Annotated in this window: 23 protein-coding genes, 1 tRNA gene and 1 pseudogene; 20 read left to right on the forward strand and 5 right to left on the reverse strand. The window is 59.2% G+C overall.

The window, feature by feature from the left end; translation table 11 throughout:
• Nucleotides 1–25: 25 nt before the first annotated feature.
• Nucleotides 26–1,114, forward strand: a complete 1,089-nt coding sequence (locus tag GZ092_RS15740; RefSeq protein WP_293637781.1) for a sulfate ABC transporter ATP-binding protein — start codon at nucleotides 26–28, stop codon at nucleotides 1,112–1,114.
• A gap of 306 nt (nucleotides 1,115–1,420) precedes the next feature.
• Nucleotides 1,421–1,927, forward strand: coding sequence for a disulfide bond formation protein B (locus GZ092_RS15745; protein ID WP_293637784.1), 507 nt, complete (start codon nucleotides 1,421–1,423; stop codon nucleotides 1,925–1,927).
• A gap of 167 nt (nucleotides 1,928–2,094) precedes the next feature.
• Here GZ092_RS15745 and GZ092_RS15750 read toward each other — a convergent pair whose 3' ends face one another.
• On the reverse strand, nucleotides 2,095–3,291 hold the full coding sequence (locus GZ092_RS15750; protein ID WP_293637785.1) for an amino acid aminotransferase: 1,197 nt from the start codon (nucleotides 3,289–3,291) through the stop codon (nucleotides 2,095–2,097).
• 171 nt (nucleotides 3,292–3,462) lie between these two features.
• Between GZ092_RS15750 and uvrB the strand changes: the two are divergent.
• The 10 genes and pseudogenes from uvrB to GZ092_RS15800 all read left to right on the forward strand — a co-directional run bounded on the left by uvrB (nucleotide 3,463) and on the right by GZ092_RS15800 (nucleotide 12,210).
• Nucleotides 3,463–5,554 (forward strand): annotated as a pseudogene (uvrB, locus tag GZ092_RS15755) (excinuclease ABC subunit UvrB).
• 251 nt (nucleotides 5,555–5,805) lie between these two features.
• Nucleotides 5,806–6,342, forward strand: coding sequence for a Fe-S cluster assembly transcriptional regulator IscR (iscR, locus tag GZ092_RS15760; RefSeq protein WP_029524665.1), 537 nt, complete (start codon nucleotides 5,806–5,808; stop codon nucleotides 6,340–6,342).
• A gap of 75 nt (nucleotides 6,343–6,417) precedes the next feature.
• Entirely contained in the window at nucleotides 6,418–7,635 is a 1,218-nt protein-coding gene (locus tag GZ092_RS15765; protein WP_293637789.1) for an IscS subfamily cysteine desulfurase, read from the forward strand.
• Nucleotides 7,636–7,703: 68 nt separating this feature from the next.
• Nucleotides 7,704–8,108 carry a Fe-S cluster assembly scaffold IscU gene (iscU, locus tag GZ092_RS15770; RefSeq protein WP_293637791.1) on the forward strand — a complete coding sequence of 135 codons (405 nt, stop codon included), beginning with the start codon at nucleotides 7,704–7,706 and terminating at the stop codon, nucleotides 8,106–8,108.
• Between the two features lie 29 nt (nucleotides 8,109–8,137).
• Nucleotides 8,138–8,461 carry an iron-sulfur cluster assembly protein IscA gene (gene iscA / locus GZ092_RS15775; RefSeq protein WP_036811265.1) on the forward strand — a complete coding sequence of 108 codons (324 nt, stop codon included), beginning with the start codon at nucleotides 8,138–8,140 and terminating at the stop codon, nucleotides 8,459–8,461.
• A gap of 94 nt (nucleotides 8,462–8,555) precedes the next feature.
• Complete coding sequence (hscB, locus tag GZ092_RS15780) at nucleotides 8,556–9,074, forward strand: Fe-S protein assembly co-chaperone HscB (protein ID WP_293637802.1); 519 nt, start codon at nucleotides 8,556–8,558, stop codon at nucleotides 9,072–9,074.
• Nucleotides 9,075–9,106: 32 nt separating this feature from the next.
• On the forward strand, nucleotides 9,107–10,969 hold the full coding sequence (gene hscA / locus GZ092_RS15785) for a Fe-S protein assembly chaperone HscA (RefSeq protein WP_293637803.1): 1,863 nt from the start codon (nucleotides 9,107–9,109) through the stop codon (nucleotides 10,967–10,969).
• A 47-nt stretch (nucleotides 10,970–11,016) separates the two neighbouring features.
• Nucleotides 11,017–11,355: an ISC system 2Fe-2S type ferredoxin gene (gene fdx, locus GZ092_RS15790; protein ID WP_036811272.1), complete on the forward strand. Its 339-nt coding sequence runs from the start codon at nucleotides 11,017–11,019 to the stop codon at nucleotides 11,353–11,355.
• 26 nt (nucleotides 11,356–11,381) lie between these two features.
• The gene (gene dnaQ, locus GZ092_RS15795) at nucleotides 11,382–12,104 is read left to right on the forward strand and encodes a DNA polymerase III subunit epsilon (RefSeq protein ID WP_293637806.1); all 723 of its coding nucleotides are present in this window, start codon (nucleotides 11,382–11,384) and stop codon (nucleotides 12,102–12,104) included.
• A gap of 31 nt (nucleotides 12,105–12,135) precedes the next feature.
• A tRNA-Val gene (locus GZ092_RS15800) sits at nucleotides 12,136–12,210 on the forward strand.
• 399 nt (nucleotides 12,211–12,609) lie between these two features.
• Here the strand turns inward: GZ092_RS15800 and GZ092_RS15805 are convergent.
• The 3 genes from GZ092_RS15805 to GZ092_RS15815 form a co-directional block, all read right to left on the reverse strand.
• Nucleotides 12,610–14,295: a PhoH family protein gene (locus GZ092_RS15805; protein ID WP_293637808.1), complete on the reverse strand. Its 1,686-nt coding sequence runs from the start codon at nucleotides 14,293–14,295 to the stop codon at nucleotides 12,610–12,612.
• A gap of 153 nt (nucleotides 14,296–14,448) precedes the next feature.
• Nucleotides 14,449–14,925 (reverse strand): peroxiredoxin, encoded by a 477-nt coding sequence (locus GZ092_RS15810; RefSeq protein ID WP_293637810.1) that lies wholly within the window; start codon nucleotides 14,923–14,925, stop codon nucleotides 14,449–14,451.
• A gap of 129 nt (nucleotides 14,926–15,054) precedes the next feature.
• The gene (locus GZ092_RS15815; protein WP_293637812.1) at nucleotides 15,055–15,447 is read right to left on the reverse strand and encodes an Mth938-like domain-containing protein; all 393 of its coding nucleotides are present in this window, start codon (nucleotides 15,445–15,447) and stop codon (nucleotides 15,055–15,057) included.
• A gap of 199 nt (nucleotides 15,448–15,646) precedes the next feature.
• On the opposite strand from GZ092_RS15815, the gene GZ092_RS15820 reads away from it, so the two are divergent.
• The 8 genes from GZ092_RS15820 (at nucleotide 15,647) to clpB (ending at nucleotide 25,130) form a co-directional block, all read left to right on the forward strand.
• On the forward strand, nucleotides 15,647–16,870 hold the full coding sequence (locus GZ092_RS15820; protein WP_293637814.1) for a pyridoxal phosphate-dependent aminotransferase: 1,224 nt from the start codon (nucleotides 15,647–15,649) through the stop codon (nucleotides 16,868–16,870).
• A gap of 104 nt (nucleotides 16,871–16,974) precedes the next feature.
• Nucleotides 16,975–18,297 (forward strand): homoserine dehydrogenase, encoded by a 1,323-nt coding sequence (locus GZ092_RS15825; protein WP_293637816.1) that lies wholly within the window; start codon nucleotides 16,975–16,977, stop codon nucleotides 18,295–18,297.
• A complete protein-coding gene (gene thrC / locus GZ092_RS15830; RefSeq protein WP_293637818.1) occupies nucleotides 18,297–19,724 on the forward strand; it encodes a threonine synthase in 1,428 nt (475 codons plus the stop codon). The genes GZ092_RS15825 and thrC overlap by 1 nt, the downstream gene beginning before the upstream one ends.
• A 60-nt stretch (nucleotides 19,725–19,784) precedes the next feature.
• Entirely contained in the window at nucleotides 19,785–20,339 is a 555-nt protein-coding gene (mobB, locus tag GZ092_RS15835) for a molybdopterin-guanine dinucleotide biosynthesis protein B (RefSeq protein WP_293637827.1), read from the forward strand.
• Nucleotides 20,340–20,389: 50 nt separating this feature from the next.
• The gene (gene glp, locus GZ092_RS15840; RefSeq protein ID WP_293637820.1) at nucleotides 20,390–21,640 is read left to right on the forward strand and encodes a gephyrin-like molybdotransferase Glp; all 1,251 of its coding nucleotides are present in this window, start codon (nucleotides 20,390–20,392) and stop codon (nucleotides 21,638–21,640) included.
• Nucleotides 21,641–21,654: 14 nt separating this feature from the next.
• Complete coding sequence (locus GZ092_RS15845; RefSeq protein WP_293637821.1) at nucleotides 21,655–21,906, forward strand: MoaD/ThiS family protein; 252 nt, start codon at nucleotides 21,655–21,657, stop codon at nucleotides 21,904–21,906.
• Nucleotides 21,907–21,911: 5 nt separating this feature from the next.
• A complete protein-coding gene (gene moaE / locus GZ092_RS15850) occupies nucleotides 21,912–22,385 on the forward strand; it encodes a molybdopterin synthase catalytic subunit MoaE (RefSeq protein WP_293637822.1) in 474 nt (157 codons plus the stop codon).
• Nucleotides 22,386–22,526: 141 nt separating this feature from the next.
• Nucleotides 22,527–25,130, forward strand: coding sequence for an ATP-dependent chaperone ClpB (gene clpB / locus GZ092_RS15855; RefSeq protein ID WP_293637823.1), 2,604 nt, complete (start codon nucleotides 22,527–22,529; stop codon nucleotides 25,128–25,130).
• 230 nt (nucleotides 25,131–25,360) lie between these two features.
• On the opposite strand, the gene maiA is transcribed toward clpB, so the two are convergent.
• A complete protein-coding gene (gene maiA, locus GZ092_RS15860) occupies nucleotides 25,361–26,002 on the reverse strand; it encodes a maleylacetoacetate isomerase (protein WP_293637824.1) in 642 nt (213 codons plus the stop codon).
• Between the last annotated feature and the right edge of the window lie 198 nt (nucleotides 26,003–26,200).

Genomic DNA, 26,200 nt, shown 5'->3' on the forward strand with positions numbered 1-26,200 from the left:
GCGAGGGAGAAAGAAAGAAAAAATCATGGGTATCGAAATTCGCAACGTCAGCAAGCAGTTTGGCAACTTCCAGGCCTTGAGTGACGTGAGCCTGGACATTGAAGCCGGCGAACTCGTCGCCTTGCTCGGCCCCTCGGGCTGCGGCAAGACCACGCTGCTGCGCATCATTGCCGGGCTGGAAACGCCCGACCAGGGCAGCATTTTGTTCAGCGGCGAGGACACCACCGACGTGCATGTGCGCGAGCGCGGCGTCGGCTTTGTGTTCCAGCATTACGCGCTGTTCCGGCACATGACGGTGTTCGAGAACGTCGCCTTCGGCCTGCGCGTCAAGCCGCGCAGCCAGCGGCCCAGCGAAGCGCAGATCAAGGAAAAAGTGCATTCGCTGCTCGGCCTGGTGCAGCTCGACTGGCTGGCTGACCGTTTTCCGTCGCAACTGTCGGGCGGGCAACGCCAGCGCATCGCTCTGGCGCGCGCGCTGGCGGTCGAGCCGAAGGTGCTGCTGCTTGACGAGCCGTTTGGCGCGCTGGACGCCAAGGTGCGCAAGGAGTTGCGCCGCTGGCTGCGCCGCCTGCATGACGACCTGCATGTCACCAGCATCTTTGTCACGCACGACCAGGAAGAAGCGCTCGAAGTCGCCGACCGCGTGGTGCTGATGAACCAGGGCAAGGTCGAGCAGATCGGCTCGCCGCAACAGGTCTGGGATCATCCGGCGAGCCCGTTCGTTTATGGCTTCCTCGGCGACGTGAACTTGTTTCATGGCCGCGCCCATGAAGGCGAAATCCAGCTCGACGGATTGACACTCGATGCGCCGGAGCACAGCGGCGCGCAAAACGCCAAGGCCTTCGCCTATGTGCGGCCGCACGATTTCGATGTGGCGCGTTATACGCCAGGGGCCGACGGCATCGTCGCGACACTGGACCGCGCCATCGTCATCGGCCCGATTGCCCGGCTGGAACTGGTTCCGGTTGATTCGGACAAGCCGTCGGCCGAATCCCTGATTGAAGTGCAAATGCCATCGCATCAGTTCAGGGACATGGGACTGAAAGAGGGAGAAAAGCTGGTGATCACGCCGCGCAAGGCACGCGTGTTTGTCGATGCGGGCGAGGGGATTTGACGGCAAGCACGGCTAGCAAGCGTCGGTTCTGACAAAAAATATTTTTTTGGTATCAAAAAGGTCTCTTGCGCAGGCTGCATATGAGATGACAGCTATTTATTCAATAGCAAAAGAATGTTGGGTCATTTGAGCCATTTGGGTTCACTGAGCATTCCGGCCAGCGTTATCCGAACGACTTGTCACGACACCCCCGAACTTGTTCTTCAGGCATACGCACAGCGGGGCATGCGCGTGCAGGAACTAATCCGGGGCGGTTTCAACGAACCATCGGACAATCCTTGAATCGATCAACCAAGAGGGAATTGAATGTTTTTGACGTATTTCGACACCATGCCGCGCCGCTTGCTGGCACTGACGGCCGCAGTATGTGTGGCGCTGCTTGCTTTTGGTCTTTACTTGCAGCATGTGGTGGGGCTGGAGCCTTGCCCGATGTGCATCGTGCAGCGCTATGCCTTGGCGCTGGTGGCCATCGTTGCAGGCGTCAGCGCCCTGAGCGCCCGGCGGAATTTCCTGATCACCGGTGCCAGCTTGCTGGTGTTGCTGTCGGGTTTTGGCGCCTTCGTGGCGGCGCGGCAGAGTTTCCTGCAGTGGTATCCGCCTGAAATCGTCTCGTGTGGCCGTGATTTTTACGGAATGATCGAAACCTTTCCGCTCAAGCGCGCGATTCCGCTGATTTTCAAGGGCAGTGGCGACTGCACTGCGATTGACTGGACCTTTCTGGGCGGCTCGATTGCCAACTGGTCTTTTGTCTGCTTTGCGCTGATTGCCGTGATGGCGCTGACGCTGGCCGTCAGGCAGGCCCGCCAGCGCTGATAGTGCGCATGCGCTGCCATGTTCACGTTAATTGCTATTGAAAATATAGCTATCAGCGCCCGTGCAGCCTGCGCAAAAGGCTGATTTGATGCAAAAAAATGCCAGTCAGCGCGGGGCTGACTGGCATGGGTTTGAAGCGGCGTCTTTTCGGCACGCCCGCGACTGCTTTAGATCACCTTGGCAATCGATGCGCAAACATAGTCGATGTTCTTGCTGTTCAGCGCGGCCACGCACATACGGCCGGTGTCGGTGCCATAGACGCCAAACTCACTGCGCAGGCGCACCATCTGGTCCTTGCTCAAGCCCGAATAGCTGAACATGCCGATCTGCTGGGTGATGAAGCTCATGTCTTCCTTCACGCCAGCGGCTTTCAGGCCATCGACCAGCTTCTGGCGCATGGCCTTGATGCGCACGCGCATCTCGCCGAGTTCCTTTTCCCACAACGCACGCAGCTCGGGCGTGTTCAGCACCATGGCGACCACCGTGCCGCCATGAATCGGCGGGTTGCTGTAGTTGGTGCGGATGACGATCTTGAGCTGGCTCAGCACGCGGCCGGCTTCTTCCTTGCTCTCGCACACCACGCTCAGGCCGCCGACGCGTTCGCCGTACAGGCTGAAACTCTTGGAAAAAGAGGTGGAGACGAAAAAGTCCAGGCCGGCCGCAACAAACTTGCCGACAGCCGCGCCGTCTTCTTCAAGACCATAGCCAAAGCCCTGGTAGGCCATGTCCAGAAAGGCTACCAAGTTGTTGGCCTTGACGGCGGCAACGACTTGGTCCCACTGGGCGGCGGTGATGTCATAGCCAGTCGGGTTGTGGCAGCAGGCGTGCAGCACGACGACCGTGCCAGCAGGCGCAGCGTTCAGCGCGGCCAGCATGCCGTCGAAGTTGATGCCGCGCGTGGCTGCGTCGTAATACGGGTAGCTTTCGACCGTGAAGCCGGCGTTGGTGAACAGCGCGCGGTGGTTTTCCCAGCTTGGGTCGCTGATCAGGACTTTGGCGTCCGGGTTCAGGCGCTTCAAGAAGTCGGCACCGACTTTCAGGCCGCCCGTGCCGCCGATGCACTGCACCGTGGCCACGCGGCCCGAGGCAACAGGTTCGCTGTCGGCGCCAAACACCAGGCCCTTGACGGCCGAATCGTAGGCGGCAATGCCGTCAATCGGCAAATAGCCACGTGCCTTGGGCGCTTCCATCATCTGTTTTTCAGCAATCTGGACGCATTCGAGCAGCGGTAGCTTGCCGTTGTCGTCGTAATAGACGCCCACGCCGAGGTTGACCTTGGCGGGGTTGGTGTCGGCGCCAAATTGTTCGTTCAGGCCCAGGATCGGGTCGCGCGGGGCCATTTCGACGGCGGTAAACAAAGACATGGAATATCCTTAGAAGTGAAAAATGTGCCTTGGGCAAGGCGGATGGCGCCGGGTGTTGTCCCGGCAAAAGGTCTGGTGGTCGAGCGGCAGGGATTGCAATTCCCGCCTTTGCCCGAATGTCATAGTGTGTTTAATTGCCCCGGATTTTAACGGGGCCTGATGGGATTTTTTATGCCAGAAATCATGGAAGTCACGGCCGATGCCGGGGGCGTCGGCCAGTTCATCCGTTTTCCGGATTCGCCTTTCGAGTTGTTCCAGCCCTATCTACCCGCAGGCGACCAGCCGCAGGCCATCGACAAGCTGGTGGACGGCGTGAGGGACGGCGAGGTCTTTCAAACCCTGCTCGGCGTGACCGGCTCGGGCAAGACCTTTACCATGGCCAATGTGATTGCCCGGCTGGGCCGGCCGGCGATCGTGTTTGCGCCGAACAAGACGCTGGCCGCGCAGCTGTACAGCGAATTTCGTGAATTCTTCCCGAAAAACGCGGTCGAGTATTTCGTCAGCTACTACGACTACTACCAGCCCGAAGCCTATGTGCCGCAGCGCGACCTGTTCATTGAAAAGGACTCGGCCATCAACGAGCACATCGAGCAGATGCGGCTGTCGGCGACCAAGAGCGTGCTGGAGCGGCGCGACACCATCATCGTCGCGACCGTGAGTGCCATCTACGGCATTGGCGCGCCCGAGGATTACACCCAGATGCGTTTCATTGCCCGCATTGGCGACAAGATGGGCCAGCGCGATGTGATTGCGCGGCTGATCCGCATGCAGTACAGCCGCAACGACGCTGATTTTTCGCGCGGCACTTTCCGGGTGCGTGGCGACGTGATCGATGTGTTTCCAGCCGAGCATTCGGAGCTGGCCATTCGCATTGAGTTGTTCGACGACGAGATCGAGACGCTTTCATTGTTTGACCCGCTGACGGGCCGTATCCGGCAGAAAATCCCGCGCTTCGTGGTGTATCCGAAAAGCCATTACGTCACGCCGCGCGACAAGGTGATGACGGCCGTGGAAACCATCAAGCTGGAGTTGTCCGAGCGGGTAGGGCAGTTCATCGCCGACGGCAAGCTGATCGAAGCCCAGCGCATCGAGCAGCGCACCCGGTTTGACCTTGAAATGCTGGGCGAAATTGGCCACTGCAAGGGCATCGAGAACTACACCCGCCATCTGAGCGGCGCGCCACCGGGTTCGGCACCATCGACGCTGTGCGACTATTTGCCGAAAGACTCGGTGATGTTCCTGGACGAGAGCCACGTCATGATCGGCCAGCTCAACGCCATGTACAACGGCGACCGGGCCCGCAAGACGACGCTGGTCGAATACGGTTTCCGATTGCCCAGCGCGCTGGACAACCGGCCGCTCAAGTTCGAGGAGTTTGAAACCAAGATGAGGCAGGCGATTTTTGTCTCTGCCACGCCGGCCGCTTACGAAAACGAGCATGCCGGACAAGTCGTCGAGCAGGTGGTCCGGCCTACCGGGCTGGTCGATCCGCAGGTGGAGGTTCGGCCGGCCACGCACCAGGTCGATGACGTGCTGCAGGAAATCCGCATCCGTGTGGAGATCAACGAACGGGTGCTGATCACCACGCTGACCAAGCGCATGGCCGAGCAGCTGACCGATTACCTGAGCGAAAACGGCGTGAAGGTGCGCTACCTGCACAGCGATGTGGAAACCGTCGAGCGGGTCGAGATTTTGCGCGACCTGCGCCTGGGCGCTTTCGATGTGCTGGTCGGCATCAACCTGCTGCGCGAAGGGCTGGACATTCCGGAAGTCTCGCTGGTGGCGATTCTGGATGCCGACAAGGAAGGTTTCCTGCGCTCGGAGCGCAGTCTGATCCAGACCATTGGCCGCGCTGCCCGCAACCTGAACGGCCGGGCGATTCTGTACGCCGACCGGATCACCGATTCAATGCAAAGGGCGATGGGTGAAACCGAGCGCCGGCGAAACAAGCAGCTGGAGTTCAATACCCTGCACGGCATCACGCCGCGCAGCATCGTCAAGCGCATCAAGGACCTGATTGATGGGGTGTACAGCGAAAAATCCGGCAAGGAAGCCGAAAAGCTGGAGATGCAAAAAGCGCTGGTTGAGGACATGAGCGAAAAGGACGTTTCGCGTGAAATCAAGCGCCTCGAAAAGCAGATGGTCGAACATGCGAAAAACCTGGAGTTCGAAAAGGCGGCCCGGGTGCGCGACCAATTGCACGGAGCAGGCTTTCGGAGCGCCCGGAACCGACAATGTGGTGCCGATTTCCTCGGCCGCATGACAGCGTCGTTGCCGGATCGGATCTTCGGGATGTTGATTTGATTGGGGTTATTGCCATACGCAACGGAGCTTCAGCCTGCGAAAAATGACCTTGCGTGGTATACTTGACGAAATTAGTCAAGAACCTGACACCCATAAAAAAACTCCTGCAAGCGGCTTTGAAGCCAGTCGGGACATTGAGGGATAAGTTCCCTGAGAGTCACAAGCTTTCGGGGTCAAAACGACAGTCAAGCGCACTTTAAGGAGCTTGTTATGCGTCTTACAACCAAAGGCCGTTTTGCGGTCACAGCGATGATCGATCTGGGATTACGCCAGAACAACGGTCCGGTCACGCTGGCAGCGATCAGCCAGCGCCAGCAGATTTCCCTGTCCTACCTGGAGCAGTTGTTCGGCAAGCTGCGTCGCCATGAACTGGTCGAATCCACCCGTGGCCCCGGCGGCGGTTACACGCTGGGCCGCAAGGCGTCCGAAATCACCGTTGCCGACATCATCGTGTCGGTGGACGAACCCATTGACGCCACCCAGTGTGGCGGCAAGGAAAATTGCCAGGACGATGGCACGCGGTGCATGACGCACGACCTGTGGTCCTCGTTGAACACCCGGATGGTCGAGTTTCTTGATTCGGTCAGTTTGCAAAAGCTGGTTGACGACCAACTTGCCAAGGGCGTCATGGTGGAAAGCACGCCGCAGGTCAAAAAGGCAGTCTTTGCCTCCCCCATTGTCAAGCCCGTCCGCGTGAATGCGCCCAACTCCGTGTTTGCACTCGGCAACGCTTTTTCCAAATCCTGACCGGTTCGGAATACATCGCCGGAATGCCATCGTTTCATCAAGTCGCCAGCCCGTAAAAACAAGAGAGCCCGCCCTATGGATACCCCACACTTCCCGATTTACATGGACTACAGCGCTACCAACCCTTGCGATCCACGGGTAGTGGACGCGATGATCCCGTGGTTGCGCGAGCATTTTGGCAATCCCGCGTCCCGCAGCCATGCCTGGGGCTGGGAGGCCGAAGCCGTGGTGGAGAAATCCCGCGAGCAGGTGGCAGCATTGATCGGTGCCGATCCGCGCGAGATTGTGTGGACCAGCGGCGCCACCGAATCCAACAACCTGGCGCTCAAGGGCGCGGCTCATTTCTACAAGTCCAAGGGCAAGCACCTCATCACGGTCAAGACCGAGCACAAGGCGGTGCTCGATACCTGCCGCGAATTGGAGCGTCAGGGCTTTGAAGTCACTTACCTGGATGTTCAGGCTGACGGTCTGCTGGACCTGGACGTGTTCAAGGCGGCAATCCGCCCGGACACCATCATTGTGAGCGTCATGTTCGTCAACAACGAAATCGGCGTGATCCAGGACATGGCCGCCATTGGTGCGATTTGCCGCGAAAAAGGCATTATTTTCCACTCGGATGCAGCGCAGGCCACTGGTCGCGTCGATATCGATCTGGCCAGCCTGCCGATCGATCTGATGAGCCTGACCTCGCACAAGACCTACGGTCCCAAAGGCATTGGCGCGCTGTATGTGCGTCGCAAGCCGCGTGTGCGCCTTGAAGCGCAAATGCACGGCGGCGGACATGAGCGCGGCATGCGCTCAGGCACCTTGCCGACGCACCAGATCGCCGGCATGGGCGAGGCCTACCGCATTGCCAAGGCCGAAATGCATGAAGAAAACAAACGCATCCGTGCATTGCATGAGCGCATGCTCAATGGCCTGAAGGATGTAGAGGAAGTGTTTCTCAACGGCCATGCCGAAAAGCGTGTGCCGCACAACCTGAACATGAGCTTCAATTTCGTCGAAGGCGAGTCGCTGATCATGGGCATCAAGGGTCTGGCGGTGTCGAGCGGTTCAGCCTGCACCTCGGCGAGCCTGGAGCCCAGCTACGTGCTGCGCGCCCTGGGCCGCAGCGACGAACTGGCGCACAGCAGCCTGCGCATGACGATTGGCCGCTGGACCACCGAAGAGGAAATCGACTACGCCGTTGCCACCATCAAGGAAAATGTGGCCAAGCTGCGCGACCTGTCGCCCCTTTGGGAAATGTTCAAGGATGGTGTTGACCTGTCCACCATCCAGTGGGCAGCCCATTAATCAAACAGGCATCCCGATGGCGCTGAACCCGCCATTTGCCCGATAACCAGCATTCAAGGAGTACTTCAATGGCTTACAGTGAAAAAGTGGTGGACCACTACGAAAACCCCCGCAACGTCGGTTCTTTTGAAAAGGGCGACGAAACGGTAGGCACCGGCATGGTCGGCGCACCGGCTTGCGGCGACGTGATGAAACTGCAGATCAAGGTGAATCCGGTCACCGGCGTGATTGAGGATGCGCGCTTCAAAACCTACGGCTGCGGCTCGGCCATTGCCTCCAGTTCACTCGTGACGGAATGGGTCAAGGGCAAGACGCTGGACCAGGCGGCGAGCATCAAGAACAGTGCCATTGCCGAGGAACTGGCGTTGCCCCCTGTGAAGATTCATTGCTCCATCCTGGCAGAAGATGCCATCAAGGCAGCGGTCAACGATTACAAGCAAAAGCATCTGCCTGCCGTTGCAGCCGCGCTCTGATCAACCCCTGTTTACTTCAAGCGATTGATATGTCCGTTACCCTTACCGACGCTGCCGCCCGCCACGTTACCCGCTACATGAGCAAGCGTGGCAGGGGTGTGGGCGTGCGCCTGGGCGTCAAGACCACCGGCTGTTCTGGACTGGCTTACAAGCTGGAATACGCCGATGAAATCGCACCCGAAGATGTCGTGTTTGAAGACAATGGCGTCAAGGTGCTGGTGGATCCCAAAAGCATGGCCTACATTGATGGTACCCAGCTTGATTTTGTGCGCGAAGGCCTGAACGAAGGCTTCAAGTTCATCAACCCCAATGAGCGTGACCGCTGTGGGTGCGGTGAAAGTTTTCGCGTTTGAGTGGCAAACCGGCGATATCTTGCACGGCGCAGCATTGCGCATCGATTTTTTCCAATGCCGCCTTCACTGACCATGCTGGCGGCTTTTTCATTCCATGAACCTTCAATCCAACGACTTCGAACTTTTCAGCGTTCCCATGCAGTTTGTCCAGGACCGGGCGCAACTTGACGCGCGCTGGAAAGAACTGCAGCGCGAAGCTCATCCTGACAAATTTGCAGCGCAGGGAGCGGCGGCGCAGCGTTTGGCCATGCAGTGGTCTGTCCGGATCAATGAGGCGTACCAGCGGCTCAAGGACCCGCTCAAGCGCGCCAGTTATTTGTGCGAACTGCATGGCGCGCCGATCAATGCCGAGAACAACACCGCCATGCCAGCCGTCTTCCTGATGCAGCAAATGGAATGGCGCGAAGCGCTGGAAGAGGCCGAGGGGATCGAAGACCTGGATAAAATTGCCATTCAGGCAAGGAATGGCGGGCATAGACAGCTATTAAAAATAGAGCAGATGCTGGATCAGAAGAGAGATTTTTTCGAAGCTGCTCAACAGGTTAGAAGCCTCATGTTTATCGAACGCTTTACCCGTGAGGTCGATGAACGCATTGATCTGCTGGAACAATAAGCTATTTAAGAAACTCAGTAAAGAACAGCGCCATGGCACTTTTGCAATTATCCGAACCTGGCCAGACGCCAGACCCGCACCAGCGGCGCATCGCCATCGGCATTGACCTCGGCACCACCCATTCACTGGTGGCCAGCGTGCGAAATGGGCTGTCAGAATGCCTGCCCGATGACCAGGGTCAGGTGTTGCTGCCAAGTGTCGTGCGTTACCTCGAGGACGGGCGGACGCAGATCGGTTTTGATGCCCTCACGGCCCAGGTTGACGATCCGTGCAACACAATTTCTTCTGTCAAGCGGCTGATGGGGCGGGGTATCGACGACATTGGCAAACGCGAGCAAATGCCTTATCGCTTCATCGACAAGCCGGGCATGGTCACGCTGCAAACCGCAGCCGGTGAAAAAAGTCCGGTGCAAGTCAGTGCCGAAATTCTGGCGTCGCTGCGACAGCGCGCCGAAGACACTTTTGACGATGATATCTATGGGGTCGTGATCACCGTGCCCGCCTATTTTGATGATGCCCAGCGCCAGGCAACCAAAGATGCGGCGCAACTGGCCCGATTGAATGTACTGCGCCTGATCAACGAACCCACTGCCGCGGCCATTGCCTATGGGCTGGACAATGCCAGCGAAGGCGTGTATGCGGTTTATGACCTCGGGGGCGGAACGTTTGATATTTCCATCCTGCGCTTGTCTCAAGGGGTGTTTGAAGTGGTCTCGACAGGCGGAGATTCTGCCCTTGGCGGCGATGATTACGATCGTGCACTGGTTGAATGGACGCTGACCAAGGGCGGGGTGACCGTGGATACGCTGAGCGCATCAGACAAGGCTGTACTGCAAAAAACTGCTCGAGCCTGCAAAGAGGCGCTGTCCAAAGCGCCATCAGTGCCATTTTCCGTACGCCTGTCGAAGGCATCGATCAATTTTGAAATAAATGCAGCAGATTTTGAAGCTGTTTCAGCGCATCTTACCCAGCGTACCCTGAATGCCGCGCGCAAAGCCTTGCGCGACGCTGGCCTGAAGCGTGAAGAAATTGATGGCGTGGTCATGGTGGGCGGCTCCACCCGCATGCCGCAGGTGCGCAAGGCCGTCGCAACTTTTTTCGGACGTGAACCGCTGGTCGATCTCAACCCCGACGAAGTGGTGGCACTCGGGGCGGCCATTTCTGCCAATCAACTGGCGGGGAACAACACGGGTGATGACCTCTTGTTGCTCGATGTGATTCCCCTCTCACTGGGCGTCGAAACCATGGGCGGCTTGGTCGAGCGCATCGTTCCGCGCAACCAGACCATCCCCACGGCCATGGCACAGGATTTCACCACTTACCAGGATGGACAGACTGCCCTGGCGCTGCATGTGGTGCAGGGTGAGCGCGACCTGGTGGCTGATTGCCGCAGCCTGGCGCGTTTTGAATTGCGCGGCATATCTCCGATGGTCGCTGGCGCTGCACGCATTCGTGTGACGTTCACGGTGGATGCCGATGGCCTGCTCAGCGTCAATGCCCGTGAGCAGATCAGCGGTGTCGAAGCACAAATCGACGTCAAGCCCTCCTATGGTTTGTCGGACGATGAAATCGCCCGCATGCTCCAGGATAGCTTTGCCACCGCCCAGCAAGACATGCGTTCGCGTGCGTTGGTGGAGGCGCAGGTGGATGCGGATCGTATGATCCTGGCGATTCAAAGTGCGCTGGAAGCTGATGCGGACCTGCTCAGTTCAAGCGAACGTGTGCAGACTGACCACCTGATGGCTACGCTCGCCGATGCCCGTATTAACGGCGATGCCGTTTCCATCGAGGCAGCAACGCAGGCGCTTGCCAAAGGCACCGAAGCTTTTGCAGCCCAGCGCATGAATCGGGGCATTCAGAAAGCACTGGCCGGAAAGAACATCGAGTCGGTCTGACCACCTTGCCGCACTCTTCGCACTCTTATTACCCACAGATCGACACCATGCCCATCATCAAGATTCTTCCCCATCCCGAATATTGTCCACAAGGCGCCGAAATATCGGCGCCAGCAGGTACTTCCATCTGTGAAGCGTTGCTCGACAACAAGATCAACATCGAGCATGCCTGTGACTTGAGCTGCGCATGCACGACCTGCCATGTCATCGTGCGCGAGGGATTCAGGTCGCTCAACGAGATTGATGAAAGCGAGGAAGACCTGCTGGACCGGGCCTGGGGCCTGGAACCTAACTCACGCCTGAGTTGCCAGGCCTTTCTGGCACAAGCGGATGTCACTGTTGAAATCCCCAAGTATTCAATCAATCATGCCAAGGAAAATCATTAAATGCGTTCAAGCCGAGAATTCTGACCATGCGCCAAATTGTTCTGGATACTGAAACCACGGGCCTTTCTGCCGAAAACGGTGACCGTGTCATTGAAATCGGCTGCGTGGAACTTGTCGCGCGCAAGTTAACCGGCAGCAACAAGCATTTCTATCTCAATCCCGGGCGCGACAGCCACGAAGATGCATTGAAGGTTCACGGCATCAGCAATGAATTCCTGAAAGACAAGCCCAGGTTCGCAGCCGTGGCGGACGAGTTGCTTGACTACCTGCAAGGCGCCGAGGTGATCATTCACAACGCGCCTTTCGATGTCAGTTTTCTGAACAAGGAACTCGAACTGATCGGCAGGGAACCCCTCATGCATTGGGTGGCCAAGGTCACCGACAGCCTGATGATGGCGAAGGAGATGTTCCCGGGCAAGCGAAATTCGCTCAATGCCCTGTGTGACCGCCTTGAGGTCGACAATTCCGGTCGTACCCTGCATGGCGCATTGCTGGACGCTGAGTTGCTAGCGGATGTGTACATCAACCTTACCCGCGGTCAGAACAGCCTGATGATGGATATCGGCAGCCCGGTACAGTCAGACAATGACGAACTCATGATCGACCTGCGCATTTTTGACCTTCCAGTGGTACTGCCTAGTCATCATGAGATGCAAGCACATGAAAAAGTCCTGGCAATGCTCGACAAGGCAAGCCGCGGAAAAACAATTTGGCGTTTGGAAAACTCGGGAGTTACAAATAATGCTTGAAAAGCAGCATATAATCGAAAGCTGACCAACAGGGCGGTTAGCTCAGGGGTAGAGCACTGCATTCACACTGCAGGGGTCGCAAGTTCGAAACTTGCACCGCCCACCAATGAAATCAAGGACTTACGCATCTCGCTAAGTCCTTTTTTTATTGACAACGTTCAAAGCTCCTGATTCCATTTTCAAATCAATCCGCGATGAGGTGTGAAGCCGGAGAACAGCCTGCAGCACGGCAAGGCCAAGTAACGACATATCGGATTAATTTGAAAACAGAATAATTTGAAGAATCCATCTCGCCAAAAAATCTGTTATCTGTTTCCCCGGCTTACAGGGTATACATTTTTCCGGCGTTGCGCATGGATTCAGCAAAGTGGCGGCTACTCGACTTCACCAGTTAAAAAAGTAAAAAGCCAGGTCAACTGACCTGGCTTTTTACTGGATTCATGCCATGGCCGTCTTGGTTTTTGTCCTGCGACCAGCCAACCGCACGAAATCCGGACAAGTGCCTTTAAAGCACTTCGCTGGCAAAATCCGCCAGTCGCGAACGTTCTCCACGCGCCAGTGTGATGTGGCCGCCATGCGGCCAGCCCTTGAAGCGGTCAACAGCAAACGTCATGCCCGACGATCCTTCTGTCAGATACGGCGTGTCGATCTGCGCCAGATTGCCCATGCAGACGATCTTGGTGCCAGGCCCGGCACGGGTGATGAGGGTTTTCATCTGCTTGGGTGTCAGGTTCTGCGCTTCATCAATGATGACGTACTTGTTCATAAAGGTCCGGCCGCGCATGAAGTTCATGCTCTTGACCTTGATTCGTGAACGGATCAGTTCATTGGTCGCAGCGCGGCCCCATTCGCCCGCTCCGCCGTCGGTTTTGCCCAGAACTTCCAGGTTGTCATCGAGCGCGCCCATCCACGGTCCCATTTTTTCTTCCTCGGTACCGGGAAGAAAGCCGATGTCTTCGCCAACCGACACCGTGGCACGGGTCATGATGATTTCGGTGTAACGCCGGTCATCGAGCACCTGTGTCAGCCCGCTGGCCAGAGCCATGAGCGTCTTGCCGGTGCCTGCCGTACCGGCAAGGGTGACAAAGTCCACTTCTGGATCCATCAGCAGGTTCATGGCGAAATTTTGTTCGCGGTTGCGCATCGTGACGCCCCAGACCGAATTCTTCAGGTGGGTGAAATCCTTCAGGGTTTTCAGGACAGCTGTTTTCCCCTGGATTTCCGTGACACGCGCATACAGCGATGGTTCGCCGGGAGACTCGAAAAACACGAACTGGTTGATCAGCAGGCTCGGCACGATCGGGCCGGTGATCCGGTAGAACGTGTGGATGCCTTGCTGCCAGCTTTCAATGGTCTTGCTCTGGCGCGTCCAGAAGTCGGGCGGCAGGGCCAGCGAGCCTGCATACAGCAGGTCGCCATCTTCAAGAACCTTGTCATTCTGGTAGTCGTCGGTATTGAGTCCCAAAGCACGCGCCTTGACGCGCATGTTGATGTCCTTGGAGACCAGCACGACCTCGCGCGGTGCATATTCCTTGCGCAGGGCTTCAACCACGCCAAGGATCTGGTTGTCGGCCTTGCCCTGCGGCAGGCTCATGGGCAAGGTGTAGTCCAACACCTTGGTCTGAAAAAACAGGCAGCCACTGGCTTCAGGGTGCCCGGTGGTGTTCAGCTTCAGGCCCTTGCCGATGTCGGCACCGTTTGCTCCGGCGAGTCCGTCGAGCGTACGACTCGTCTGGCGCGCATTGCGGGCCACTTCCGTCATGCCTTTCTTGTGGCCGTCGAGTTCTTCCAGCACGATCATCGGCAGGAAAATATCGTGTTCTTCGAAACGGAACAGGCACATCGGGTCGTGCATCAGGACATTGGTATCGAGCACGAAGAGCTTGGGCTGGCTGGACGGTCGGGTCTTTTTCGGCCTGAAGGCGGGCTGGGCACGCGGCACGCTCTCTTTTTGAGAGCTGATGGCCCGCGTATCTACTGCGGGAATAGCCTTTTTCTCTGCATAAATGATCGGCTGCTCACGTTCTGTGACAGCACGTCTTTCCAGCAGTCCAACGGCAACAGGCTGGATGGCCGATTCAACGGGTTTGGAGGATTTGCGCGGTGCCTTTGCGGACGCGCGTACCGGCGCATCAAGCACGTCTGGTGAAAGCAGGGCAGCACGTTTGGTCGGGGCGGGAGGCAGGGGCATGGTGCTTAGAACTCTTTCCATGAAGTTTCAGAAATAAAAAAAGCCGCCTCAGGGCCGGGGCGGCTTTTTTTGAACGCTGTCGCTGGGGTCAATTGCATGAACTCATTATGCACAACTCAAATGACCGCCCTTGCGACAGGCGTGAAGCAGGTTTCAGGCTTCTTTCTTGAGGCCCTTGACAGCCTTCAGGACTTCCTCGACATGGCCGGGAACCTTCAGACCGCGCCACTCTTCTTTCAACAGGCCGTCTGCGCCGACCAGAAAAGTGCTGCGCTCGATGCCCTTGACCTTCTTGCCGTACATGATCTTGTTCTTCACCACGCCAAACATGTGGCACATTTTTTCTTCGGTATCGGCGATCAACTCGAAGGGAAGTTCAAGTTTGGACTTGAACTCATCATGAGATTTCATGTTGTCGCGCGAGACGCCGAAAACAGTGGCTCCTGCCTTGAGAAAATCCTTGTAATGGTCTCGAAACTGCATCGCTTCGGTGGTGCAGCCCGGCGTGTTATCTTTCGGGTAGAAAAATAGCACGACCACTTTGCCCAGATGCGTTTGATTCGAAACTTTGAGGCCGCCGGTGGCGAGCGCTTCGAATTCGGGAAGAGGTTTATTGACGACGACTGCCATACTGAGGGTACCCTGACGAAAGTAGTTGTAATTAGCCGCGGCCTTTGCCAGTGAAGACAGATGTCGTTCACGGGGTGCGGTGCCAAGTGCAACCCTATATTTTACCCTGAAAGGGTCATTGCCCGACTCTCAGATTGCATCCGGGTCTATCAGCAGCGCCGCAACCACATGGCGTCCTTCGCCGGCCAGAATGTTGTAGGTTCGGCACGCCGCCAGCGTGTCCATGGTTTCCAGGCCAATACGCTGATCCATGAGTCCGCGCAAAAAAGCCGGGGGTGGAAACCGGAGGCGCGTGCCGCTGCCAAAAATAACCAGTTCCGGCTTCATGTCCGCCAGCAATGCGAAGTGCTCGGCGGTGAGTTGCTCGAAGCGTTGGCAATTCCACGGCAGTTTTTCTCCGCGTGAGCCAATCACGACGCTGTAGTCGATTTTTTCAGCAACGCCGTTGTTGCCCAGACCAACCCATCCGGTGCCGTAGGCAAGAATGGACTGGACATCAAGGCGATCTGGTTGAAGTTTCATACGGTTTGGAAAGTGGTGGCGTTTGCTCCAGCGGCCGGGCTGGCTACAACCGCCAGGCTGCGGAGTTGAAGGTAGAAATCAGTGTTTTATGTGGTCAAATTATAGATTCCGTCCAAAACTCAGGTGGCTGCACCGGGTTTTCAACTTTGGCACGTTCCATTGGCGAAGCGGCACTGCACAACTTCTCATCAAAAGCGACATGAAACCGATCAACAAGTCCGCCAAACTGGCCAACGTGCTCTACGACATTCGCGGCCCGATCATGGACGCGGCAAAGCAGATGGAAGAAGAGGGCCAAAAACTCATCAAGCTCAACATTGGCAACCTGGCGGTGTTCGGTTTTGATGCGCCCGAGGAAGTCCAGCAGGACATGATCCGCAACCTGCCGGCGTCAGCCGGCTACTCGGACAGCAAGGGCATTTTTGCAGCCCGCAAGGCGGTGATGCACGAGACGCAAAAGCAGGGCATCAAAGGCGTGACGCTGGACGATATCTATTTGGGCAACGGCGCCAGCGAGATGATTTCGATGGCCACCAATGCCTTGCTCGACAACGGTGACGAGCTGCTGCTGCCGTCGCCCGACTACCCCTTGTGGACTGCCTCGGTCAGCCTGGCGGGCGGCACGCCAGTCCACTACATCTGCGACGAGTTCAATGGGTGGATGCCCAGTCTGGACGATATCCGCGCCAAGGTCACGCCGCGTACCAAAGGCATTGTGGTCATCAATCCCAACAACCCGACCGGCGCACTGTATTCCGACGCGCTGCTCAAAGGCATTGTCGAGATTGCGCGCGAACACAACCTGGTGATCCTGGCCGACGAGGTCTATGACAAGGTGCTGTACGACGGCGTCAGGCACACCGCGCTGGCCAGCCTGTCCACAGACGTGCTGACGCTGACCTTCAATTCCCTCTCCAAGAGCTATCGTTCCTGTGGCTACCGCGCAGGCTGGCTGGTGGTTTCCGGTGCCAAGAAAAGGGCGCAGGACTATATAGAAGGCCTGAACATGCTGGCCAACATGAAGTTGTGTTCCAACGTGCCGGGCCAGTGGGCCATCCAGACGGCCCTGGGCGGTTACCAGAGCATCAACGACCTGACCTGCGAAGGCGGACGGCTGCGGCGCCAGCGCGACCTGGCGTATGAGCTGATCACCGCCATTCCGGGTGTGAGCTGCGTCAAGCCCAGCGCGGCGCTCTACATGTTTCCCCGTCTCGACCCGGAGGTCTATCCGATCAAGGACGACCGGCAGTTTTTCCTCGAATTGCTCAAGGAAACCAAGGTCATGCTGGTGCAGGGCACGGGCTTCAACTGGGCCGCGCCGGACCATTTCCGTATCGTCTTTCTGCCGCATGAGGAAGACCTGCGCGAAGCCATTGGCCGCATTGCGCTGTTTCTTGAAAAATACCGCAACAAGCTGATTTGACCTTGTGACTTTTTATTTTCCCGCTGCGCCATGATTCAAACGGCCAGTTTGCACAACCACGATTCGCAGGACTCCAGGTGAACCTAAAAACGACAACGACGAATTTGAGCCCTATCCGGGTAGGCCTTCTGGGCATCGGCACCGTGGGCAGCGGCACCTTCAATGTGCTCAAGCGCAACCAGGAAGAGATTCGCCGCCGTGCCGGACGCGGCATCGAAATCACCATGGTCGCAGACCTCGACGTGGCGCGTGCCCAGGCGCTGGTTGGCGATGGCGTGCAGGTGGTCAACGACGCACGCCAGGTCGTGGCCAGTCCTGACGTGGACATCGTGATCGAGTTGATCGGCGGTTACGGCATTGCCAAGGCACTCGTGCTCGAAGCCATCGAGTCAGGCAAGCACGTGGTGACGGCCAACAAGGCGCTGCTCGCCGTGCATGGAACCGAGATTTTCGCTGCCGCCCAGCGCAAGGGCGTGATGGTGGCCTTTGAGGCGGCGGTGGCAGGCGGCATCCCGATCATCAAGGCGCTGCGCGAAGGCCTGAGCGCCAACTCCATCCAGTGGATCGCCGGCATCATCAACGGCACGACCAATTTCATTCTTTCTGAAATGCGCGACAAGGGCCTGGACTTCGGCGTGGTGCTCAAGGAAGCGCAGCGCCTGGGCTACGCCGAAGCCGACCCGACCTTCGACATCGAAGGCGTGGACGCCGCGCACAAGGCGACGCTGATGAGTGCCATTGCCTTCGGCATTCCGGTGCAGTTCGACAAGGCTTATGTCGAGGGCATCACGGCTCTGGCGGCGCAGGACATCCGTTACGCCGAGCAACTGGGCTACCGCATCAAGCTGCTGGGCATCACCAAGCGCGTGTCAGGAGGCATCGAGTTGCGCGTGCATCCAAGCCTGATCCCGGCCAAGCGCCTGCTGGCCAATGTTGAAGGCGCGATGAACGCCGTCGTCGTGCATGGCGATGCCGTCGGCACCACGCTTTACTACGGCAAGGGCGCCGGCAGCGAGCCGACCGCCAGTGCGGTGATTGCCGACCTGGTCGATATCACCCGCCTGCACACTGCCGACCCCGAGCACCGCGTGCCGCACCTGGCTTTTCAGCCTGATGCCATGAGCGACCTGGCCATCGTGCCGATGTCGGAAATCGTCACCAGCTACTACCTGCGCCTGAACGTGGCCGACGAAGCCGGCGTGCTGGCCAATGTCACCGGCATCCTGGCGTCGCTCGGCATCAGCATAGACGCGGTGCTGCAGCGCGAAGCCGACGAGGTGGGCGGCGAAGGTTCGACACAGACCGACCTGATCATCCTCACCCACGACTGCGTCGAGGCCCGGATGAACGAAGCCATCGCACAGATGCAGGCGCTGCCCACCGTGCTGGCGCCCATCACGCGCATCCGCAAGGAGGAACTGGCCTGATGCATTACATCTCTACCCGCGCATCGTCGGGCAATCCGCCCGAGCGCAAGCGTTTTTGCGAAATTCTGCTCGAAGGCCTGGCGCCCGACGGCGGCCTGTACCTGCCCGAATACTATCCGCAGGTCGATGGCGCCATGCTCACGAAATGGCGCGGCCTGTCCTACGCCGGGCTGGCGTTCGAAGTGCTGTCGCTCTACATCGACGACATTCCTGCCGCCGACCTGAAGGCGATCTGTGACAAGACCTACACCGAGCAAGTCTTTGGCACGAAGGAAATCGCCCCGCTGCGCCCGCTGGAAAGTGGCCTGTACCTCGAAGCCCTGTCCAACGGCCCGACGCTGGCCTTCAAGGACATGGCGATGCAGTTGCTGGGCAACCTGTTCGAGTACGAGCTGGCGCGGCGCGGCGAGGAACTGAACATCCTGGGCGCGACCAGCGGCGACACCGGCAGTGCCGCTGAATACGCCATGCGCGGCAAGAAGGGCGTTCGCGTCTTCATGACCTCGCCCAACGGCCGCATGAGCCCGTTCCAGCAGGCGCAAATGTTCAGCCTGCAGGACAAAAACATCCACAACATTGCCATCGACGGCGTGTTCGACGACTGCCAGGACATCGTGAAAGCTGTGTCCAACGACCTGGCCTTCAAGCGCCAGTACAAGATCGGCACGGTCAACTCGATCAACTGGGCGCGCCTGATGGCGCAAGTCGTCTATTACTTCGCAGGCTATTTCCAGGCGACAACTTCGAACGCAGAAAAAGTCAGCTTCACCGTGCCATCGGGCAATTTCGGCAATGTCTGCGCCGGCCATGTGGCGCGCAGCATGGGGTTGCCGATTGAGCAACTGGTGGTCGCCACCAACGAGAACGATGTGCTCGACGAGTTCTTCCGCACCGGCATCTACCGCGTTCGGACCAGCGCCGACACGATTGAGACCTCCAGCCCGTCGATGGACATTTCCAAGGCGTCGAACTTCGAGCGCTTCGTGTTTGACCTGCTGGGGCGTGACGGTGGCAAGACCCGCTCGCTGTTCCACGACCAGCTGAACAGCCAGGGCAGTTTCGAGCTGGGCGCCGACCCGGCGTTTGCCATGGCGGCCGGGCGTTACGGTTTTGTCAGCGGCAAGAGCCTGCACGCCGACCGGCTGGCGACGATTCGGGACACCTGGCAGCGCTTCGGCACCATGATCGACACCCACACCGCCGATGGCGTGAAGGTGGCGCGCGAGCATTTGCAGCCCGGCGTTCCGATGATCGTGCTGGAAACCGCCTTGCCGATCAAGTTTGCCGCCACGATCGAAGAAGCGCTGGGCCAGCCGCCGGTGCGGCCTGCGGGCTTCGAGGGTATTGAAGCGCTGCCCAAGCGGGTTACGCTGTTGCCGGCCGATGCCATGGCCATCAAGCAGTACATTGCCGAAAATGTGCATTAAATTGGCCGTTTGCGCATATTCCACGGGCGCAAGCAGCTATTTATTTAATAGCGAGCCGTGTTGCATGGAGCTTGCCGGATGAAAGTCGTCGGATTTGCCGGCTACTCTGGCTCGGGCAAGACCACCTTGGTCGAAAAGCTGATTCCAGCGCTCAAGCTGCGCGGCCTGCGGGTGTCGGTCGTCAAGCATGCGCACCACAAGTTTGACATCGACCATCCCGGCAAGGACACCTTTCGCCATCGCGAGGCCGGCGCTTTTGAAGTGGTCGTCGCCTCGCAAAACCGGCTGGCGCTGATGCGCGAGTTCGAGCAGCCCGCCGAACTCACGGTGCACCATTTGATTGCCGAGTTGTACGACGGCGTGGACTGGGTGCTGGTCGAAGGTTTCAAGCACAGCGACTTGCTCAAGATCGAGGTCTGGCGGGCCTCGTCCGGCAAGCCGACGCGTTATCCTGACGACGACTACGTGGTGGCCATCGCCACCGATTCCCCCGGCCAGCTGCCGGTGGCAACCTTGCGTCCGGTGCTGGATTTGAACGATGCCGACGCCTTGGCCGATTTCCTGGTCAACAATCAGGACCGGTTTGATTATTCGTTTGAAAACCGGCTCGACTGAGTGAGTTTTTTCAACCGTTTTTACCGTCTTTAACATTCCAGACACGCTACATGCCTTCAGTTTCCTCACCCGCGCCAGCGCCCGCACGCCCGCCCATGAAGCCGCTCGACCTGGCGCTGGCCGAACTGCTGGCCTTCGCCACGACCCTGGCGCCAGCCGAAAGCCTCTCGACGTTCGATGCCGATGGCCGAGTGCTGGCGCAGGACCTGCTGTCCGCCCTGGACGTGCCGGCGCACGACAACAGTTCGATGGACGGCTACGCAGTGCGCTGCGCCGACTGGCAGGGCGCCGATACGCTGCTGCCCGTCAGCCAGCGCATTCCGGCCGGCTCAAGCGGGCATGCGCTGGCGGGGGCAAGCGTTGCGCGTATCTTTACCGGCGCGCCGATGCCGCCGGGCGCCGATGCGGTGGTGATGCAGGAAGACTGCGAGGTCGTGGAGGGCGGCATTCGCATCGCTGCGCAGCCCCGATGCGGCCAGTGGATACGGCGCCGTGGCGAAGACGTGGCCGCCGGCTCAGTCGTGCTGCAACGCGGAACACGCCTCTCGCCGGCGTCCCTTGGACTGGCCGCCAGTATCGGTTTTGACCGGCTGCAGGTCGCGCCGCGCGTGCGTGTGGCGCTGTTTTCCACCGGCGACGAACTGGTGATGCCGGGCGATGTGGCGCCTGCCGACATGAAGCCCGGCGCGATCTACAACTCCAACCGATTTTTCCTGAAGGCCTTGCTGCAGCGGCTGGGCTGCACCGTGACCGACCTGGGCATCGTGCCTGACCGGCTTGAAGCAACCATCGACGCGCTGAAGGGCGCCAGCCAGCAGCATGACCTGATCCTGACCAGCGGCGGCGTGTCGGTTGGCGAGGAAGACCACATCAAGCCCGCCGTGCAGGCGCTGGGAACACTCAACTTGTGGCAGATCGCCATCAAGCCGGGCAAGCCGTTTGCCTATGGAAAGATCGGCGCAGCCCATTTCATTGGCTTGCCGGGCAATCCGGTGTCCAGCTTCGTGACCTTTTTGCTGCTGGTGCGGCCTTTCATCCTCCAACTGCAGGGAGCGAACTCACTTGCGCCTGAGTCCATAGCGCTTCGCGCTGATTTTGATTGGCCAAAAGCCGACAAACGCCGTGAATTCCTGCGCGTCAGGCTGAATGTGGCGGGCAGGCTGGAACTGTTCGCCAACCAGAGTTCGGGCGTGCTGACCTCGGCGGTCTGGGGCGACGGGCTGGTGGACAACCCCGCCGGCCAGACCATTGCGCACGGCGACACGGTGCGTTTCATCCCGTTTTCATCATTGCTGTCGTGAAGGCCGGTTGACCCATGAACGTCACCATCAAATACTTTGCGTCGATCCGCGAAGCCATCGGGCAGGGCAGCGAGTTTCGTCAAACGTCCGCCCTGACGCTGGCTGACCTGCGCGACGAACTGCTGGCCGCCAGTCCGGCGCACGCCGCCAGTCTGGCGCGCGGCAGCGCGGTTCGCATGGCCGTGAACCAGGTCATGACGGGTGAAGCCGCACTGCTGACCGACGGTTGCGAAATCGCCTTCTTTCCGCCGGTCACTGGAGGCTGACCGGCATGGCGGCGCGCGTTACCGTCCAGACCGGCGACTTCAACCTGGCCGACGAGGTCGAGGTGCTGCGCAGCGGCGACAAGCGCGTCGGCGCCGTCTGCACCTTCACCGGCACCGTGCGGGACCGCAATGACGGCTTGAGCGTCAGCTCCATGGAACTGGAGCACTACCCCGGCATGACCGAAAAAGCCATCGAGGCGATGATTGACGAGGCCATCAGCCGTTTCGATATTTTTGCTGCCCGCATCATTCACCGGGTCGGCCTGCTGCAACCGCTCGATCAGGTCGTGATGGTTGCCGTCACCTCCGCACACCGGGGCGAGAGCTTCAAGGCCTGCGAGTTCCTGATGGATTACCTGAAAACCCAGGCGCCGTTCTGGAAAAAAGAACAGACACCCGAAGGCGCGCGCTGGGTCGATGCCCGCGTCAGCGACGATGCGGCGCTGGCGAAATGGGGCATCAGCGCGCCCAACGCCTGAGCCCCGGCATCGCCCGGGCTTGACCTTTGTCAAGCTTCTTGCCGAGTCCGACCGCCTCACGGCGCCACGGCTGCTTGTAAAGCTGTGCAAAAGCCCCAAGATTCTCCGGGTCAAACTTTTTAAAGTTCTACCGGAGATTTCATGCGACAAGACAAACTCACCACCAAGTTCCAGGAAGCCCTGAGCGATGCCCAGTCGCTGGCGCTGGGCAATGACAACGGCTATATCGAACCGGCCCACCTGTTGGCCGCCATGCTGCGCCAGGAAGACGGACCGCGCGCGCTGCTGGAACGGGCCGGGGTCAACGTCAACGGCCTGATGCAGGCCGCCGACGCCGCCGTTAAAAAACTTCCACAAGTCCAGGGTCAGGACCAGATCACGGTCGGCCCGGAGCTGGCCAAGCTGCTGCAGGCCACCGAAAAGGAATCCATCAAGCGCAATGACCAGTTCATTGCCGGTGAACTCTTTTTGCTGGCCCTGACCGACAGCAAGGCTGACGTGGGCAAGATCGCCCGAGAGAACGGCCTGAGCCGCAAGGCCCTTGAAGCGGCAATTGACGCGGTGCGCGGCGGCCAGAATGTGAACAGCGCCGACGCCGAAGGCCAGCGCGAAGCCCTGAAGAAATACTGCATGGACCTGACCGAGCGTGCGCGTTTGGGCAAGCTCGACCCGGTGATTGGCCGGGACGACGAGATTCGCCGCGCCATCCAGGTGCTGCAGCGCCGCACCAAGAACAACCCGGTGCTGATCGGCGAGCCCGGCGTTGGCAAGACCGCCATCGTCGAAGGCCTGGCGCAGCGCATCGTGGCGGGTGAGGTGCCCGATTCGCTCAAGGGCAAGCGTGTGCTGTCGCTAGACATGGCCGCGCTGGTGGCGGGTGCCAAGTTCCGTGGTGAATTTGAAGAGCGGCTGAAAACCGTGCTCAAGGAATTGGCGCAGGAAGAAGGCCAGACCATCGTCTTCATTGACGAGTTGCACACCATGGTGGGCGCTGGCAAGGGCGAAGGCGCGATGGACGCCGGCAACATGCTCAAGCCCGCGCTGGCGCGTGGCGAGCTGCACTGTGTTGGCGCTACTACCTTGGCCGAATACCGTAAATACATTGAAAAAGACGCCGCGCTGGAGCGCCGTTTCCAGAAGATATTGGTGGGCGAGCCCAGTGTGGAGGCGACCATCGCCATCTTGCGCGGCCTGAAAGAAAAGTACGAGTCGCACCACGGTGTGATCATCACGGACCCGGCCATCGTGGCGGCGGCCGAGTTGAGCCACCGCTACATCACCGACCGGTTTTTGCCCGACAAGGCGATTGACCTGATCGACGAAGCCGCCAGCAAGATCAGCATTGAGCGTGACTCCAAACCCGAAGTCATGGACAGGCTTGACCGCCGGCTGATCCAGTTGCAGATCGAACGCGAAGCCGTTCGCCGCGAAAAAGACGAAGCCTCGCAGAAACGCTTTAGCCTGATTGAAGAAGAAATTGTCAAGCTGGACAAGGAAATCGCTGACCTGGATGAGATCTGGCAAGCTGAAAAAGCCCAGGCGCTGGGCTCCAAGGACGTGATGGAAGAGATTGCCCGCATCCGCTTCCAGATTGAAGATTTCACCCGCAAGGGAGACCTTGGCAAGGTGGCAGAGTTGCAGTACGGCAAGCTGCCCGATCTGGAAAAGCGCCTGAAAGAAGCCCAGGCCAGCGAGGCCACGCCCGGCACCAGCACGGCACCCAAGCTGCTGCGTACGCAAGTCGGCGCTGAAGAGATCGCCGAAGTCGTGGCGCGGTCAACCGGTATTCCGGTCAGCAAACTCATGCAGGGCGAGCGCGACAAGCTGCTGCAGATGGAGGACCGGCTGCACCAGCGTGTCGTTGGCCAGGATGAAGCCATTAGCGCCGTCGCCAATGCGATTCGTCGTTCGCGATCGGGCCTTTCGGACCCGAACCGTCCCACGGGTTCCTTTTTGTTTCTTGGCCCCACGGGCGTCGGCAAGACCGAACTGTGCAAGGCGCTGGCCGGTTTCCTGTTCGACAGCGAAGACCACCTGATCCGCGTGGACATGAGCGAGTTCATGGAAAAGCATTCGGTCGCCCGCCTGATTGGCGCGCCACCCGGCTATGTCGGCTACGAGGAGGGCGGCCACCTGACCGAGGCCGTACGCCGCAAGCCGTACAGCGTGCTGCTGCTCGACGAGGTGGAAAAGGCCCATCCGGACGTGTTCAACGTGCTGCTGCAGGTGCTTGACGACGGCCGGCTGACCGATGGCCAGGGGCGCACGGTGGACTTCAAGAACACGGTGATCGTCATGACCAGCAACATCGGCTCGCCCATCATCCAGTCGATGGTCGGCAAGCCGTATGAGGAGATCAAGGACGCGGTCACCGACGAGCTGAAGAACTATTTCCGCCCCGAGTTCCTCAACCGCATCGACGAGACGGTGGTGTTCCATGCGCTGGACGCCAAGAACATCGAGTCGATTGCCCGCATCCAGCTCCAGGTGCTGATGGCGCGGCTGCAGAAGATGGACCTGACGCTGGAGGTATCCGAGGCAGCCATTGCCGAGCTGGCCAAGGTCGGTTTTGATCCGGTGTTTGGCGCCCGGCCACTCAAGCGTGCAATTCAGCAGCGGATTGAAAACCCGCTGTCCAAATTGCTGCTCGAAGGCCGTTTTCCGCCCAAGAGCACGATCCCAGTCGATGTGGACCCGATCCATGAGCCGGGCGTGTTCAAGTTCGCGGCGGCGGAACAAGGATGACGAAAAGGGCGCAGGCTGCTATTTATTAAATAGTGGCTTGCGCTCGTCACACGTGCGGAAAAGGCATTTTTTGCCTTAAATTGTCGGTGCGCGCTTCACCTTGCGTGTTGTCATTTTGCGAAGGCTGGAATCCCGTGACAAAACGCGGACAAAGTTGAAAGTTTTTTTCTGCCTACCCGCCTTGCTGGCTATGGCGGAGGCTTTCAACGGCCTGATGGCAGTCCTGCACTTCAAGTTGGAACAGCTCCCGCCTGATGGCGTGGATGCGACGATTCAAACTCCGGCAGCTTGAACAGCGACGCACCGACAGCTGCCACGCGGGGAAACGCCGCCAGATCGACCCCAAAGCGTTCTGCGCCAACCAAATGACTGGCCAGCGCCAGATCGGCCAGGCTGAGCGTTTCGTTGTGGCAACGCGTGGCACCTTCACGCAGCAGCCCTTCGTAAGCGCTCAAACCTTCGCGGTACCAGTGCGCAGCCCATTCGCGACCTGCTGCCGCGTCAGCGCCAAACTGTGCGGCCAGGCGCTTTTGCACACGCGGCACAGCCAACGGATGGGTGTCAGCCGCCGCCAACAAAAACATCGCCCGTACGCGCGCCCGGCCGGCGGCATCCGGCGGCAGCAGCGGCGTGTCGGGGTAGCTTTCTTCCAGCCACTCCAGAATCGCCAGGCTTTGTGTCAGCGGCTCGGGCGTGCCGCCTTCAAGCGCGGGTACAGCGCCAGCCGGGTTCAGGTGGCGAAACGCGGGCAGGTGCTGATGGCCGCCAGCCAGGTCGTGCATGCGTTCTTCAAAGGCGATGCCCTTGAACTTGAGGGCAGCGCGCACGCGGTAGGTTGCCAGCGACAGCCAATAACCATGAAGAATGAGCATGAGGTTTCCTGTGTATGAAGGTGTGGGTCAAGGCTTGAGCGCCCATCCAGGCGTGGCACTGGCCGGATTATGTCGTAGCCCTGGCATTGCTTGGGTCTGACACTGTGCGTATTCCGGTGATCGTGACCGATGATTCCGGCATCGTGACCGGTCATTCCGCTGATCGTGACCGACGGGATGAACCGGCCGAACACAGCG

It is taken from the genome of Polaromonas sp. (assembly GCF_010365105.1).
In the GTDB taxonomy this organism is placed as follows: domain Bacteria; phylum Pseudomonadota; class Gammaproteobacteria; order Burkholderiales; family Burkholderiaceae_C; genus Polaromonas.